Here is a 13412-nt window from a genome sequence, read left to right on the forward strand (position 1 = left end):
TTTATTTTCTTGAATGCAGGGCAATCCGGTTTCCTTCGGTGTCCAAAAAGAGCCCACTATAGCCCACTTCTGGACTAATTTGGGTTTTGGGCTTTAAAATTTTGCCTCCAGAAGCCTCTACCCTATCCAATTCATTTTGAACATCCTCGCTTGAAAAATAAATGAGAATACCATCCTTGTTGCTGGGTCGATAAAAGTTTTTCTCGTGAATTAACGAGCCTGCCGCTCCTGGCTTTCCCTCTGCCCAGGGAAACCATCCCATCAACACACCTCCAAAATCTTGCACTTGGATATTGATTTCAAAAATGGCGTCATAGAACTTTTTGGCACGGTCCATATCCTCCACAGGAATTTCAAACCAGCCTACCATGTTGGATTTCATAATTATCCTTCTAAGGTTGATTTAAGACTGGAAAGACCTTCTTCGAAATCCTTGCCCACCATTTTATCCATGCTCATAAAAAGCATCATAATACTGAACGGAAACTTATTTTTCCCTGAAAAGCCCCAAGTGACCCGAGTTTTGTCAGATGCGACCTCCTCAGTGGTCAAGTAAGCATCCGAAGTGGATTTCCATGGCTTTAAAAACCTGAGTTCCGACTCAATTCTTTCTCCGTCCACAATTTTTGTGATCTCTTGTTCGCCTTCACCAACATCTTTGTTGCCATTCCAATAACTCATGGCCCCAACTTCGCCATCGGTTCCTGTGAACTTTTTCTCCATATTGGGATCCTTCTTGTTCCAGGGCGACCAGCTATCCTGATTTTTTAAAAATCTGAGATTATTGAATACCTCATTCTTCGGTTTGCCAATCTCTATGGACCTGGAAACGTTATAGGTCTTCGGTGCAATCAACCCAAGAAAAAGGATTAAAAGCAAAATTCCCGCTAAAATGTAAAGTAGTGTAGTCATTTGTTTTTTAATTGGTTAACCCTTAAAAATACTAAAACTTTAGTCAGATAGGTATCTGCTGATAATTCCTTCCACGTTTTTGATGGATTTCTTGGTCCAATCCAGCCTCTTTTCTAGGATTTCAATATCGGAAAGCTGCCAATCCAGGTCAGAATTCCGTAGCTGTTGGGTCAATTTTTGAAGAATAATGGCGGCTGACACCGAAATGTTCAGGCTTTCAGAAAAGCCTACCATAGGAATCTTTAAGTAACCATCGGCCTTTTTCAAGACTTCATCACTCAAGCCTTCTTTTTCAGTTCCAAAAAAAAGAACGGTTTTGGAATCGAGCTTAAAATCAGAAAGAAGACAAGAATCGTCGTGGGGAGTGGTCGCAATAATTTGATAGTCGTTTTCCCGTAAATGATCAATACATTCGGTGGTTGTTCCGTAGCGATTTACATCTACCCATTGCTCGGCACCCATTGCAATGTTTTTATCCAGTCGTTTTCCAAAACGATCTTCTATGACATGCACATCTTGGACACCAAAGGCGTCACAACTACGAAGAACCGCACTGGTATTGTGCAATTGGAAGACATCCTCTATGGCAACGCTTAAAAACCGCGTGCGCAAGGACAATACCTCTAAAAACCGATGCTTCCTTTCTTCAGTCAGAAATCCTTCCAAATAGGTCAACAAATCGTTTTGAAACATAAATAACAAGATAGCAAAAATTGAATTCCTTACTTTTAAACTATAATGGCCAAAAAACAAAAAATTGTAGTACTCACTGGTGCCGGTATGAGCGCCGAAAGCGGACTCAAGACCTTTAGGGACTCGAATGGTCTGTGGGAGGGGTACGATGTCATGGAAGTTGCCTCACCCCAGGGTTTTGCAAGAAACCCAGAGTTGGTTCTTGAATTCTACAATCAGCGACGGAGGCAATTATTGGAGGTCAGTCCGAATGCAGGTCATAATGCATTGGTACAACTCGAGGCGCATTACGATGTCAGTGTTGTTACACAAAATGTGGATAATTTACACGAACAGGCCGGTAGTTCGCACGTGGTTCATTTACATGGCGAACTTCTTAAGGTTCGAAGTACGATCAACGAAAACTACGTCTTGGACTGGAAACAGGATCTTGTTTTAGGTGATTTGGATGAACAAGGACATCAATTACGACCCCATATTGTGTGGTTTGGGGAAATGGTCCCCATGTTGCAAACTGCGGCTTACATTACCCAACAGGCCGACATCTTGATCATTATAGGAACCTCGATGCAAGTTTATCCTGCAGCCAGTTTGATTCATTACGTAAATACCGGGACACCGATTTACTTTGTGGACCCCAAACCAAGTGTGAATCCGATGGATTTCCAAAACTTGACCATTATCTCCTCCACGGCTGCTGAAGGTGTTCCTAGTTTGGTATCTGAGCTATCTGGTAAAGCGCTCTAGTCTTTTTCGCCCAGTCCATGAGGGCTTTCTTTTGTTCTTGGGTCAGTCGAGCCTCTTTATGGGTCCAAGTATATTCCTTTAAAGGCATTTCGCCTTCTTCCACTTCTTCAACAAGTTCTTCCAGCTTATGATCTTTCTTTTTGGCCGAATAGTTTTCCCATTCCGAAAAGTCCAAATGTTCCTTTCCTTCATCTACATGGCCATCAATCCAATAGGAAACAGGAGCAATGTTGTTGTACCAAGGATACTCGGTATGGGCCGTGTGACAATCATAACAGGCCGATTCCAATATTTGCTGCACTTCGGCACTGGGTTGGGTTTCTTTTTCAAAAGCGGCTACATAATCTCCTGATGCTCTATTTTTTTCAGGGCGATAAAACTGCATTCCCACTAAAATAACCAAGAGGGCTATTGCTATTTTTTTTGCTATTTTCATCACTTGGGTGTTTCCGTAAAAATATAGTTTTTGTGACTGAACAGCAATTACATGTTCGATTAAATGAAGGCAGATTGTCCAAGGGCAAAATTAATGGGTTGGTCAATGAATTGACCCAGTGGCCCGAGCTCACCGGAAGTTTAATTCTGTTTGTTTTTGAGGAGGACAAATCTGACTCCTTCAACGCCAGTTGGGTGCTAGATCATCTGATGCGCAAAAAGCTGGTTTACATAGTGCCACATATGGATGTTTTTACCAAAGGTTTGCAATCAATGAGCTCAGAATCGTGTATCCGACCCATGGCGCACATTTGTCAGATGGTGACCGAGGTCTACTTCAAAAAGAAAGATGTTGCCTTTAGGAAACATGTAACCGAGGAACAATTGGACCGCATTTTAACTTGTTGTTTTGACTGGCTTATCGGTAATCACAAAATTGCCGCCAAGGTATTCTCGATGACCAGTCTTTTTTATTTGGGTCAAAAATTTGATTGGGTACATCCTGAACTTAAATTGGTATTGCAAGATACCATTGGGGAAGGCACCGCTGGTTATAAGAACAGAGCCAAGAAAACCTTGGATAAGCTCGTTGCCATGGGGCACTAAACTCTTGAAGTTTAAGTATCTTTGCCTCTTTAAAAGAAAAACCAAATGTCCTTGACTTCCTTAACTGCCATTTCACCTATAGATGGAAGGTATAGCAGCAAAACCAAAACACTTCAAAATTATTTTTCTGAGGAGGCATTGATTCGCTATCGGGTACATGTTGAAATTGAATATTTTATAGCCCTTTGCGAAATTCCACTGCCCCAATTGGCAGATTTTGATTCATCCAAATTCGAAGATCTACAAAGGATTTATTTGGAATTCAGTACTGAGGACGCCCAAGCCATCAAGGAAATTGAAAAAACTACCAACCACGACGTAAAAGCGGTTGAGTATTTCATCAAACAACAATTTGATGCTTTAGGTTTTGATAAATATAAAGAGTTCATCCACTTCGGGCTTACTTCGCAAGACATTAATAATACAGCCATACCGCTTTCCATAAAGGAAGCCATGAACGAGGTTTATGTGCCTTTGTATTTTGAGGTTTTTGAGAAATTGAAGGATTTGGCGAAAGAATGGGAAAATATCCCCATGCTGGCCAGGACCCATGGTCAACCAGCCTCCCCCACTCGACTAGGAAAGGAAATCGAGGTGTTTGTGGAACGTTTGAAAGAACAATTCAATTTATTGAACGATATTCCCAGTGCTGCCAAGTTCGGTGGTGCAACCGGGAATTACAATGCGCATAAGGTTGCCTATCCAAATATTGATTGGAAAGCGTTTGGAAAACAGTTTGTTCAGGAAAAGCTAGGGCTGCACCATTCATTTCCCACCACCCAAATTGAGCATTATGATCATATGGCTGCCTTGTTCGATACTTTGAAACGAATCAATACCATATATATCGATTTGAACAGGGATGTATGGACTTATATCTCGATGGATTATTTCAAACAAAAAATCAAGAAGGGAGAAATCGGGTCATCAGCAATGCCCCATAAGGTCAACCCTATCGATTTTGAGAATTCTGAGGGAAATTTGGGCTTGGCAAACGCCGTTTTTGAACATTTGTCCGCAAAACTTCCCATTTCGAGACTACAACGTGATCTTACCGACAGTACAGTACTTCGTAATGTTGGGGTTCCTTTTGCCCACACTTTGGTCGGGTTTCAATCCACCTTAAAAGGTTTGAACAAATTGGTATTGAATGCGGAAAAGTTTGAACAGGATTTAGAGAATAATTGGGCCGTAGTGGCGGAAGCTATTCAGACCATTCTGCGAAGAGAGGGGTATCCCAATCCGTACGAAGCCCTAAAGGGCTTGACGCGAACCAATGAAAAAATAACCCAAATTACCATTGGTGAGTTCATCAATACGCTTGAGGTATCTGATGATATCAAAAAGGAACTTAAAAAAATTACCCCGGCGAATTATACCGGGGTATAGTTTTGGTCGAACTCTAATTCTTTATTCCCTAACAGGTATCATATTGGAGGTATCCACAGGAAAACTATCATATTTATTATACAGCTTTAGATACTTTTTAGGGTCAATAGGTACTTCGCTCAAGGTTTCGTGTAAACCTTTAAAAAAGCCTTCGCGTTTTTCAGCCGGATTAAATAACAATAATAATTGAACTGTCTCTTCGGTATCATTTCTGAATCCGTGTGGGCTGAACCTAGGAACATATGCCACGGTTCCCGATTCAGCTTTTTGTTTTGTATCTCCAATTTCAATAGTAAGCGTGCCTTTGGTAACAATAAAGGTTTCATCCATAAAACGATGATAATGCAACTTGGCCCCAATAGCTTTGGGAGGAAGCGTTATTTCATATACTCCTAGTTGATTATTGGATAGCTCACTTGTCACTTTAAAGGTGACTGACATGCCATTTATATGTAGACTTTCTCCTTCCTCAGGATAAATGATACTGGCATTGTTAACCAGTTCGTCCTCAAAATAATTTGGTTCTTTTTTCATATTGTATGTTGTTTTTTGACTTAAAAGAAATTTTGGGTGCATTAACAGTATAGGTCCCCATCCCATCCATTTTATAAACTCTTTTCGAATCATAGCATCATGAGTTCTTTTCGTATGCTGTCCTTTTGTACCCTTAGGTTATTTTCAAGAAGATTGGGATGTGCCGTTGCTTCTAGAGAGAAAATCGCCTTCAGTTTTAGACCCATAAAACCAAAAATGGACTTCAAATAGGGTTCTTGAAAATCAAGTGCTTCCATGGAAGTACCCTTATAGGTTTCTCCTTTGGTAGTGATTATGTATGCTGCTTCACTATCGAGAAGCCCCTTATAACTACCATCCTCACTTACGCTAAAGGTATATCCTGACCTAACGATATGGTCTAAATAGGATTTTAATGTGGATGGAACATTTAAATTATAAAGTGGACTGCTAATTAAAACATGGTCGGCAGATTGTAATTCTTCAATCAATGCATCTGACAATGCAACCGCAAGTTTATTATTTCCCGTTTGCTCTGACTTCGGGATGTGAAAGGCTTGAACGGTTTCATTTTGTAAATGTGGAATTTGAGTATTGGTCAAATCCCTATAAAGCACTTCTCCTCCGGGGTACTTCTTTTTCCAGTTTATTTCAAAAAAATCAGCAAGTGCCCTTGAATGTGAGCCTTCTTTTCTTAGGCTAGCATCTATTCTTAACAATGTTTTCATCTATTGAATTTTAGGTTCAACAGAATGACAAATTCAATAGGGAAAACGTGACGTGCTTTACGGAAAAAGTGATTTTAGCTTCTTTGGGTCAACGATGGAATATATACTTCTGATTTTCGTTTTTTCCATTTCAAAAACCTGGCAGTTGTATAAAGCCCCGTTTTGATAATATAAAATGGCAGGTTGATGATTTACAGTACTGATTCTAATCTCTAATCCGGTCAAAAAAGCCTTAAATACATACAGTGAAAGCTTGGATACGTCTCGTATGCCATTGGTTATCGCTCGTACCACTTTAACATGCTCGCCACCGTCAGCCGCCAAAAGGATATCTTTTGACAATAATTTTTCAAGTGAAGTAATATCTCCACTTTTCATGGCTTCAACATAATATCTCAGCTGTGATGTGTCTTGCTGATAATTAGTATTGCTTGAATTCCTGGTCGTATTTAATTTGCTTTTTGCCCTACTTAATAATTTTCGAGAGTTTTCAATTGTAAAACCAATAGTTTCTGCGATTTCTTTATGAGAATAGTCAAATGATTCCTTTAAAATAAAAACGGCACGTTCTTTCGCAGATAGTTTTTCAAGAAGAACGAGTATGGAATAAGACAATATTTCTTCTTTGTTGATATTTACGTCTGCATTTTCTGTTGAAATTGGTTCTGGTAACCAAATACTATCGGCTGATATTGTTTTTTTCTTCTTTTTTACATTAATCGATTGGTTGATTACCGATTTTGCCAAATACCCAATTTCATTCTCGATATGATCCTTGTTTATTGAAAGATATTTTATCAAAATATCCTGTATAATGTCTTTTGCATCTTCTGAAGAGCCAAGGATGTTATAAGCGTAAGGAAATAATATGTCATGATAGTTTTTCAAATCAAAGATTTATGTTCCGTGACTATGACAATTTGAACCATAAAAACGTGACATTTTGATTAGAGATTTCGACCAATGACTGAAGTTCGACAATATTGGTCAAAAATACTATCCTAAATTGATGGAAGCTTTCCTGTAATCTAAAAAAAGAACGTAGTCGAGATGCCTTATGTGGTCCTCGACTACGCCTGCCTCACCATTTCAAGCGGGTTTGATATAGTATTTATTTTATTTATCCCTCTTTATGAATTTCCACCTGATGTGGGTAAGGAATTTCAATGCCAGCTTCATCTAATGCAAGTTTACAGTTTTCGTAGGTGTTGAAATACACATCCCAATAATCCTCCGGCTTACAAAAGGGTCGAACCGCAAAATTTACAGAACTATCGGCCAATTCCATAACATTTACCGAAGGAGCTGGGTCTTGAAGTACTTTGGGATTGGAAGTCAAGACCTTCAACAATACTTCTTTTGTTTTTTTGATGTCCTCATCGTAGCCCACACCAATTACAGTATCCACACGCATTTTTCCTTCCGCGGTGTAATTGATAATGTTTCCATTCGCCATTGCACCATTTGGAACTATAGCGAGTTTATTTTCGGGCGTCGTTAACTTGGTGGTAAAAATCTCGATTTCCTTTACCACGCCAAGTACGCCCTGGGCCTCAATGAGGTCCCCAATACGGTAGGGTTTGAAAATCATAAGTAAAACCCCTCCGGCAAAATTGGAGAGTGATCCCTGCAAGGCCAAACCAATGGCAAGACCAGCAGCGGCAATAACAGCGGCAAAAGTGGTTACATCGACCCCTAACCTGGAAATCACTACGATGATCAGGAATACCTTTAGCGTCCAAGAAATGAGGTTCAATAGAAATCGTTGAAGCGATTCGTCGTATTTGCTCTTGGACATAACCTTTCGGGCGGCCCCGACAATTTTCTTGATAATCCAAGAACCTACAATGTAAATGAGAATCGCGGTAATCAATTTCGGTCCGAACTCTTTGGCCAAGTCCAATCCGTAGTTCATCCATTCTTGTGCTTTTTCCATAGTGATAAAGATTTTGTTAGTGTTATTACAGTAAGACACTAAGGTATAAAGAAGGTCACAAAAATTGGAGTTTGAATTGATGACAAATAAAAATCCCGCACTGCAAGCAGTACGGGACATATTGTATTGGTGGTTTTGAGAACTAGCCCTTTAAAAACTTTCCAATCTCTCCCAATCCTTCGCCATTGTAATCCGATTTTTGAATGGCTTGCATCAGTTGAACGATATGTGCAGGATTCATATCCTTGCCCAAAACCCGAACCAAAGCGAAGCCCATATCTTTACTATCTCCATAAATGATGACCTCATCAATGGCATCTTCGGTGCCTAAATACTTGATGACGCCTTTTCCATATTGTGAATTAATTTTCATTAATTCAACAAACTCGCCATCCTTCAAAATCTCTTTTACTTTGGCTTTTTCAGCTTTGTATTCGGCTACGTTCTCAGAGGTTTTTCTAAAAGCCAACATATTGAACTTTCGAAGAGACTCTACGGCTTCAAGCTGTTTCGAGGTCAAATTGGCACTTTCCATTTTCAAAATGCTCGCCGGAACATCAAGTGCTATGAAATTTGGGTTTTCTGAATTGTCCACATAGTATTCCTGCAAACTCTGTTGCGAGGAGCAGGAGGCCAAAACAAGGGCTACCACTGCGAACAAACTTTTAATTATATGCTTCATCTCTGTTTTTTTGATTGATTTTCACTTCTTGATCACTTCAACAATGGGTATCAAAACCATCTATTTTGTTACAGATGTTTGATACCCAATGTTTTTATCCATTACTGCTTTTCAACCTTATCCAACTCCTTGGGCAGATTCATTTTTCTGGTCAAAGACCCCACTTTGGTCAAGTCGATGTCCCCACTCATGGTCAACAATACGGTCTCTATGCCGTATGACTCTTCCTTTTCATCTTCCAACCCCGTAACGAACATCAATAGCTCGCTTACATGGTCTTCGTCCTTTCCACTCTTAACATAAAACTTAAGATTGGTATCCCCATCCTTGATTTTCATGAGTTCTTCGAGTTTTGAGGATTTTACGTATTGTTTCATAGTGGCCGCCATATCTGCAGCTGCCCCTTCATCTTCGGAAACAAATATTTTGATACCATCGATGCTTTTGGCAATCTCTACAAATTCCTCGCTCTCTTTATCTCCTTTTTCCTCCATCATATCAGCAACAATGTGGAGCATCCCTTTGCTGATGGTCATGGAACCTATTCTTTCTGACTCCTCGAACTTATCGAATATCGATTGTGAAAATCCGATTAGTGGAAGAAGCATTAAGAATAGGCCTATGCTTGTTTTTTTCATCTTAGTTGCCTTTTTCCCCAGCTTTGTTCAACTCCTCGGGAAGATTCATCTTTTTCGTCAAGGAATTGATTTTGTTCAAATCGATATCCCCTGTCAATGAAAGTAAAACCGTTTCGAATTTTCTGCCGTCAGATTCTACATCCTTCAACCCGGTGACGAACATCAACAGTTCACTTACATGGTCTTCGTCCTTGCCTTGTTTGATGTAAAACTTCACATTGGCATCCCTGTCTTTGACCCGCATCAATTCTTCCATAGTGGAAGACTTGAGATACCTGCCCACAGAAGCTTTCATATCTGCTCCTATTTTTTCATTGTCGGTAGTAAACACCTTAAGACTTTTTAAACTACTCGCGATTTCCATAAAATCCTGTGCTTCGGGATCATCAACCTCCACATCGATTTTGGCCAATAGGTTGAACATACTTTTGTTCACGACCACCGATGTAACATCGTCCAAATCTTCAAACTTGTCGAACAGGGATTGTGAAAACCCGGATATCGGAATTGCGACGATTAGAAAAATTAAAATATACCTTTTCATCTTTTTTGTTTTAATCATTGTTGTAAATTTTCTGTTTTGCGGCTTCAAACTCTTCCAAATAGGCCACTTTTTCAGTGCCTCGACCAAAGTTTTCCGCTAAGAGTTCAAATGCCTTTTTGGTCTCCTGATAAGCAAATTCTGCTTGTTTACGTTCTTGATACTGGTTACCAAAGTAAATTCCAAAGGTTAGAAGGGCCACGGCAGCAACGGATATCCATTTATAATAGTTTTTTCTAGGTTTTAATGGAACCTGCTTGGTGTACCGCTCTTCTTTGGCGGCGGAAAAATAATTGAACATTGGTCTATATTGTTCCAAATGTGCTTCCACATTTTCTTGGGAAAAGTAATTTCGTAAAGTTTGCTCTTCCGAAACCGTTGTGGTGGCTTCGAAGTACTTTTCCAATAGCTTTTCTATGTTATCCAATTCCATAGTTATGTTTTTTTGCCAATTCTTGTCTTATTGTCTTTCTCGCCCTGGACAGAGCCACACGTACTGCGGTGGGTTTCATGTCCAGTAGCTCGCATATTTCGTCAAATTCATACTGTTCCACATCCCGAAGCTGCAAGACCATTTTTTGTTGTTCAGGCAGTCCTTCCATAATCCGCTCCATCCATCGTACACTATCTTCTGCCTCCAACTGTCGCTGTAAAGAGACATTTTCGTCCCGATAATTGCTGTGAACCAGCTTAAGGTTGCTTGCCTGTCTCGATTTCAATCGATCTAAACAAAAATTCTTGGTCATGGTCATGGCGAAAGCTTCAACGTTTTTATACTCTCCCATGGTTTCGTGCTTCGACCATAGTTTCAACAGAATTTCTTGAGTGGCGTCCTCCGCCTCTTCCCGGGAAACCAACAATCGCTTTGCCAAACGATATAGTTTATCCTTAAAAGGCATTACCACATTAATAAATTCAGTCTGTTGCATTAGTTGTTTTTAGTTGTTCGGAAGGTTTTCACATCTTCCTACATAATCACGACGACGCTTATCGAAATTTGTTACAAATTATTTGATTTCTCCCTAGATGTAACTATTTTGTGGGGCAAAATCGAAAAAGATAACGAGTTTACCACCTTATCTGCCAGCCTCTACCAGTATTGGAATGAATTTTGAGGAATAAAACAAAAATTTAGCTATGAAGAAATATTTTTCCCTTCTTACGGGATTGACCTTGCTTTTTTTGGCATGTAGCGAGGACGACAACGGAATTGATAATCCTAATCCCAACCCCCCTGTCTCAGCAGATTTCCCTGTTCAAGACTTTATGTGGCAAGCCATGAATCTATGGTACTTTTGGCAGGCTGAAGTTCCAAATCTTGCAGATGACCGATTTTCGACCGATGCAGAATTTGTAGAGTTCATACAAAGTCAATCCGATGAGGAAGCCTTTTTGAGAAGCCTCTTGTTTACGGAAGACAGGTTTACTTTTTGGAATGAGAATTATAAGGAGCTTGTGAGTAATCTGTCGGGGGTCTCCAAAAGTAATGGACTAGAGTTCGGTTTGGTTCAATTCTCTGGCAGTAATGACATTTTCGGATATGTTCAATATATACAGCTCAATTCTGATGCTGCAAGTAAGGATATTAGTCGAGGTGAAATTTTTACCCGCGTTGATGGACAACAATTAAATTTGGACAACTACATAGGCCTTCTCTTCGGAGATAACGACACCTACACCTTAGGTATGGCGGATATAGCCAATGGACAAATCACAGATAACACTAAAGAGGTTACCCTTACCAAAGTTGAAGGCTTTGAAGAAGATCCCATTTTGGTGGCTGAAACACTTGATGTTGGCGGAACAAAAGTGGCCTATTTAATGTATAATCGTTTTTTAAGCAGTTTTAATGAAGAATTAAATGCCGCTTTTGCCCAGTTTGTTGCAGAAGGTGCTACGGAATTGGTACTGGATATGAGGTACAATCCCGGAGGTTCAGTAAATACTTCGCGCCTTTTGGCCAGTATGGTCTATGGGACCAATACCGATGAATTATATATTCGACAACGTTGGAACAGTAAGATTCAAGGCCAGTTGAGCGCCGAACAGCTAGAGGATTATTTCGCGGATACTACGGGTTCAACACCCATCAGTTCCCTAAACTTAAACCGGGTTTTCGTGTTGGCCACCAACAGTTCTGCTTCCGCTAGCGAATTGGTCATGAACGGTCTGGCACCTTATGTAAACGTTATCCATATTGGGGAGACTACAAGGGGTAAGAACGAGTTTTCCATTACACTTGTGGATGACCCAGGAAATTCTTTTATCTACAGCAGCACTAGGGAAAATGTAATAAACAGCGATAATAGTTGGGGATTGCAACCCTTAGTGGGAAGAAACGAAAATGCCAATGGTTTCTTTGATTACACAGATGGACTGGCCCCAGACATTGAGCTGGAAGAGGATTTATCCGATTTAGGCGTGTTAGGAGACCCAAATGAACCCTTATTGGCCAGGGCGTTAGAAGAAATTACGGGAGTCTCCACCAAAAAGGGATCTGTAGTGCTCATGCCTGCAAAAGCCTTTACTGGATCTGCTTTGGAAACACCCCTCAAGGATATTATGTATTTGGATAAACCCCTAAACTTGAAATAAAGAAAAAGCGGCTTTGAGCCGCTTTTTTTTGTTTATAACAGACTTTTGTTTAATGGGTACTTGCCATTTGAAAGGTCTTGTACTTGGTCAATAATTTCTGTGGTACCTCAATCACCTCTGGATGAAAAAGACCCGCCAATACTTCAATTCCATCTACCAAGGTTTTAGCAGATGATTGGGTAAACATATCAAAATCGGCTATAAAGACCCTATGATTTTGTACGGCTTGGAGATTCTTCCATCCTTTCTTTTTAGTAAGAAGGTGTATTTCCTCGAATGTACGGTCCATTGAAAATCCGCAAGGCGCTATCACCAATATTTCTGGATCGTACTTTACTATTCTTTCCCATTGCGTTACGACACTATCTCCTGAAGGGTTAGATAGCATATCGACTCCCCCCGCGAGTGCGATTTGATGGGGAATCCAATGACCACAATTAAAAATGGGGTCTAGCCATTCCATGAGCATAACTCTTTTTGGTAGCGCCCTTGCCTTTCTTAACTTATCCACAACCCGCTGAATTCTATGGTTCAGGCCATTCAAATATTCATAAGCCCGTTCTTCCTGTTCAGCTGCTTTGGCTATAGTTACCGCAGACCGAAAAACATCTTCCAAAGACTCAGGGCTTACGGAAATCAATTCGGGCTGCTTCGGCAGGTTTGCAACGGCGGCAGCCGTGCAAGCTGTATCAATCTGACAAATATCACACATATCCTGGGTGAAAATCACATCAGGTGAAATCTGTTCCAGCAGGGTTTCATCCACATAGTACAAATCTTTTCCCTGGTGCTTACTTGCAGAAAACACGGCATCGATTTCCCTACTTGACAGGTTTTTACCTTCAAGGATGCAGCGCACCACAGGTTTCTTCTCTTTAAGGGCTTGCTCTGGGCACTCAAAGGTAACGCCATACAATTGGTCCTGTAAACCCATATCATAAATCATTTGAGTGACGGCGGGCATAAAAGAACATAGTTTGAGCATTACCTTGGTGTT

The 13412-nt window shown here is 40.3% G+C and carries 18 protein-coding genes; 4 read left to right on the top strand and 14 right to left on the bottom strand.

Annotated features, from left to right (window positions below):
• Position 1 precedes the first annotated feature (1 nt).
• The 3 genes from EW142_RS04855 to EW142_RS04865 are packed head-to-tail and all read right to left on the bottom strand — an operon-like array spanning position 2 to position 1605.
• Complete coding sequence (locus EW142_RS04855; protein WP_130610443.1) at positions 2-382, bottom strand: VOC family protein; 381 nt, start codon at positions 380-382, stop codon at positions 2-4.
• Positions 383-384: 2 nt separating this feature from the next.
• Entirely contained in the window at positions 385-912 is a 528-nt protein-coding gene (locus EW142_RS04860) for an SRPBCC family protein (RefSeq protein ID WP_130610446.1), read from the bottom strand.
• A 39-nt stretch (positions 913-951) separates the two neighbouring features.
• Positions 952-1605: a TrmH family RNA methyltransferase gene (locus EW142_RS04865; RefSeq protein WP_130610449.1), complete on the bottom strand. Its 654-nt coding sequence runs from the start codon at positions 1603-1605 to the stop codon at positions 952-954.
• 45 nt (positions 1606-1650) lie between these two features.
• Between EW142_RS04865 and EW142_RS04870 the strand changes: the two genes are divergently transcribed.
• A complete protein-coding gene (locus EW142_RS04870; RefSeq protein WP_130610452.1) occupies positions 1651-2352 on the top strand; it encodes an SIR2 family NAD-dependent protein deacylase in 702 nt (233 codons plus the stop codon).
• Here the strand turns inward: EW142_RS04870 and EW142_RS04875 are convergent.
• A complete protein-coding gene (locus EW142_RS04875; RefSeq protein ID WP_130610455.1) occupies positions 2315-2788 on the bottom strand; it encodes a heme-binding domain-containing protein in 474 nt (157 codons plus the stop codon). The two genes, EW142_RS04870 and EW142_RS04875, sit on opposite strands and share 38 nt — an antisense overlap.
• Before the next feature lie 32 nt (positions 2789-2820).
• Here EW142_RS04875 and EW142_RS04880 point away from each other — a divergent pair, with 32 nt between their 5' ends.
• Together EW142_RS04880 and purB are read left to right on the top strand one after the other, a co-directional pair.
• On the top strand, positions 2821-3393 hold the full coding sequence (locus tag EW142_RS04880) for an adenylosuccinate lyase (protein ID WP_130610458.1): 573 nt from the start codon (positions 2821-2823) through the stop codon (positions 3391-3393).
• A 45-nt stretch (positions 3394-3438) separates the two neighbouring features.
• Positions 3439-4782, top strand: coding sequence for an adenylosuccinate lyase (gene purB / locus EW142_RS04885; protein WP_130610461.1), 1344 nt, complete (start codon positions 3439-3441; stop codon positions 4780-4782).
• 21 nt (positions 4783-4803) lie between these two features.
• On the opposite strand, the gene EW142_RS04890 is transcribed toward purB, so the two are convergent.
• From EW142_RS04890 to EW142_RS04930, 9 genes are all read right to left on the bottom strand, one after another.
• Positions 4804-5316, bottom strand: a complete 513-nt coding sequence (locus EW142_RS04890; protein ID WP_130610464.1) for a cupin domain-containing protein — start codon at positions 5314-5316, stop codon at positions 4804-4806.
• A gap of 89 nt (positions 5317-5405) precedes the next feature.
• Positions 5406-6023 carry an FMN-dependent NADH-azoreductase gene (locus tag EW142_RS04895; protein WP_130610467.1) on the bottom strand — a complete coding sequence of 206 codons (618 nt, stop codon included), beginning with the start codon at positions 6021-6023 and terminating at the stop codon, positions 5406-5408.
• 57 nt (positions 6024-6080) lie between these two features.
• Positions 6081-6911, bottom strand: a complete 831-nt coding sequence (locus tag EW142_RS04900; protein WP_130610470.1) for a sigma-70 family RNA polymerase sigma factor — start codon at positions 6909-6911, stop codon at positions 6081-6083.
• Between the two features lie 232 nt (positions 6912-7143).
• Positions 7144-7959, bottom strand: a complete 816-nt coding sequence (locus EW142_RS04905; RefSeq protein WP_130610473.1) for a mechanosensitive ion channel family protein — start codon at positions 7957-7959, stop codon at positions 7144-7146.
• A gap of 142 nt (positions 7960-8101) precedes the next feature.
• Positions 8102-8641, bottom strand: a complete 540-nt coding sequence (locus tag EW142_RS04910) for a DUF4252 domain-containing protein (protein WP_130610475.1) — start codon at positions 8639-8641, stop codon at positions 8102-8104.
• 101 nt (positions 8642-8742) lie between these two features.
• Positions 8743-9279, bottom strand: a complete 537-nt coding sequence (locus tag EW142_RS04915; protein WP_130610478.1) for a DUF4252 domain-containing protein — start codon at positions 9277-9279, stop codon at positions 8743-8745.
• 1 nt (position 9280) lies between these two features.
• Positions 9281-9823, bottom strand: coding sequence for a DUF4252 domain-containing protein (locus tag EW142_RS04920; protein WP_130610481.1), 543 nt, complete (start codon positions 9821-9823; stop codon positions 9281-9283).
• Positions 9824-9833: 10 nt separating this feature from the next.
• Positions 9834-10253: a hypothetical protein gene (locus EW142_RS04925; protein WP_130610484.1), complete on the bottom strand. Its 420-nt coding sequence runs from the start codon at positions 10251-10253 to the stop codon at positions 9834-9836.
• On the bottom strand, positions 10240-10749 hold the full coding sequence (locus EW142_RS04930; RefSeq protein ID WP_130610487.1) for an RNA polymerase sigma factor: 510 nt from the start codon (positions 10747-10749) through the stop codon (positions 10240-10242). The genes EW142_RS04925 and EW142_RS04930 overlap by 14 nt, the downstream gene beginning before the upstream one ends.
• Before the next feature lie 208 nt (positions 10750-10957).
• Between EW142_RS04930 and EW142_RS04935 the strand changes: the two genes are divergently transcribed.
• Positions 10958-12415: a S41 family peptidase gene (locus EW142_RS04935; protein ID WP_130610490.1), complete on the top strand. Its 1458-nt coding sequence runs from the start codon at positions 10958-10960 to the stop codon at positions 12413-12415.
• 49 nt (positions 12416-12464) lie between these two features.
• Here EW142_RS04935 and EW142_RS04940 read toward each other — a convergent pair whose 3' ends face one another.
• Positions 12465-13400 (bottom strand): ABC transporter substrate-binding protein, encoded by a 936-nt coding sequence (locus tag EW142_RS04940; protein ID WP_130610493.1) that lies wholly within the window; start codon positions 13398-13400, stop codon positions 12465-12467.
• Positions 13401-13412 lie beyond the last annotated feature (12 nt).

This window comes from Flagellimonas allohymeniacidonis, from assembly GCF_004296335.1.
GTDB classification, from domain to species: domain Bacteria; phylum Bacteroidota; class Bacteroidia; order Flavobacteriales; family Flavobacteriaceae; genus Flagellimonas; species Flagellimonas allohymeniacidonis.

What these genes read in the sequence shown, in the direction of transcription:
- EW142_RS04855 (WP_130610443.1), bottom strand. Translation starts at nt 382, where the DNA reads ATGAAATCCAACATGGTAGGCTGGTTTGAAATTCCTGTGGAGGATATG.
- EW142_RS04860 (WP_130610446.1), bottom strand. Translation starts at nt 912, where the DNA reads ATGACTACACTACTTTACATTTTAGCGGGAATTTTGCTTTTAATCCTT.
- EW142_RS04865 (WP_130610449.1), bottom strand. Translation starts at nt 1,605, where the DNA reads ATGTTTCAAAACGATTTGTTGACCTATTTGGAAGGATTTCTGACTGAA.
- EW142_RS04870 (WP_130610452.1), top strand. Translation starts at nt 1,651, where the DNA reads ATGGCCAAAAAACAAAAAATTGTAGTACTCACTGGTGCCGGTATGAGC.
- EW142_RS04875 (WP_130610455.1), bottom strand. Translation starts at nt 2,788, where the DNA reads ATGAAAATAGCAAAAAAAATAGCAATAGCCCTCTTGGTTATTTTAGTG.
- purB (WP_130610461.1), top strand. Translation starts at nt 3,439, where the DNA reads ATGTCCTTGACTTCCTTAACTGCCATTTCACCTATAGATGGAAGGTAT.
- EW142_RS04890 (WP_130610464.1), bottom strand. Translation starts at nt 5,316, where the DNA reads ATGAAAAAAGAACCAAATTATTTTGAGGACGAACTGGTTAACAATGCC.
- EW142_RS04895 (WP_130610467.1), bottom strand. Translation starts at nt 6,023, where the DNA reads ATGAAAACATTGTTAAGAATAGATGCTAGCCTAAGAAAAGAAGGCTCA.
- EW142_RS04905 (WP_130610473.1), bottom strand. Translation starts at nt 7,959, where the DNA reads ATGGAAAAAGCACAAGAATGGATGAACTACGGATTGGACTTGGCCAAA.
- EW142_RS04910 (WP_130610475.1), bottom strand. Translation starts at nt 8,641, where the DNA reads ATGAAGCATATAATTAAAAGTTTGTTCGCAGTGGTAGCCCTTGTTTTG.
- EW142_RS04915 (WP_130610478.1), bottom strand. Translation starts at nt 9,279, where the DNA reads ATGAAAAAAACAAGCATAGGCCTATTCTTAATGCTTCTTCCACTAATC.
- EW142_RS04920 (WP_130610481.1), bottom strand. Translation starts at nt 9,823, where the DNA reads ATGAAAAGGTATATTTTAATTTTTCTAATCGTCGCAATTCCGATATCC.
- EW142_RS04925 (WP_130610484.1), bottom strand. Translation starts at nt 10,253, where the DNA reads ATGGAATTGGATAACATAGAAAAGCTATTGGAAAAGTACTTCGAAGCC.
- EW142_RS04930 (WP_130610487.1), bottom strand. Translation starts at nt 10,749, where the DNA reads ATGCAACAGACTGAATTTATTAATGTGGTAATGCCTTTTAAGGATAAA.
- EW142_RS04935 (WP_130610490.1), top strand. Translation starts at nt 10,958, where the DNA reads ATGAAGAAATATTTTTCCCTTCTTACGGGATTGACCTTGCTTTTTTTG.
- EW142_RS04940 (WP_130610493.1), bottom strand. Translation starts at nt 13,400, where the DNA reads ATGCTCAAACTATGTTCTTTTATGCCCGCCGTCACTCAAATGATTTAT.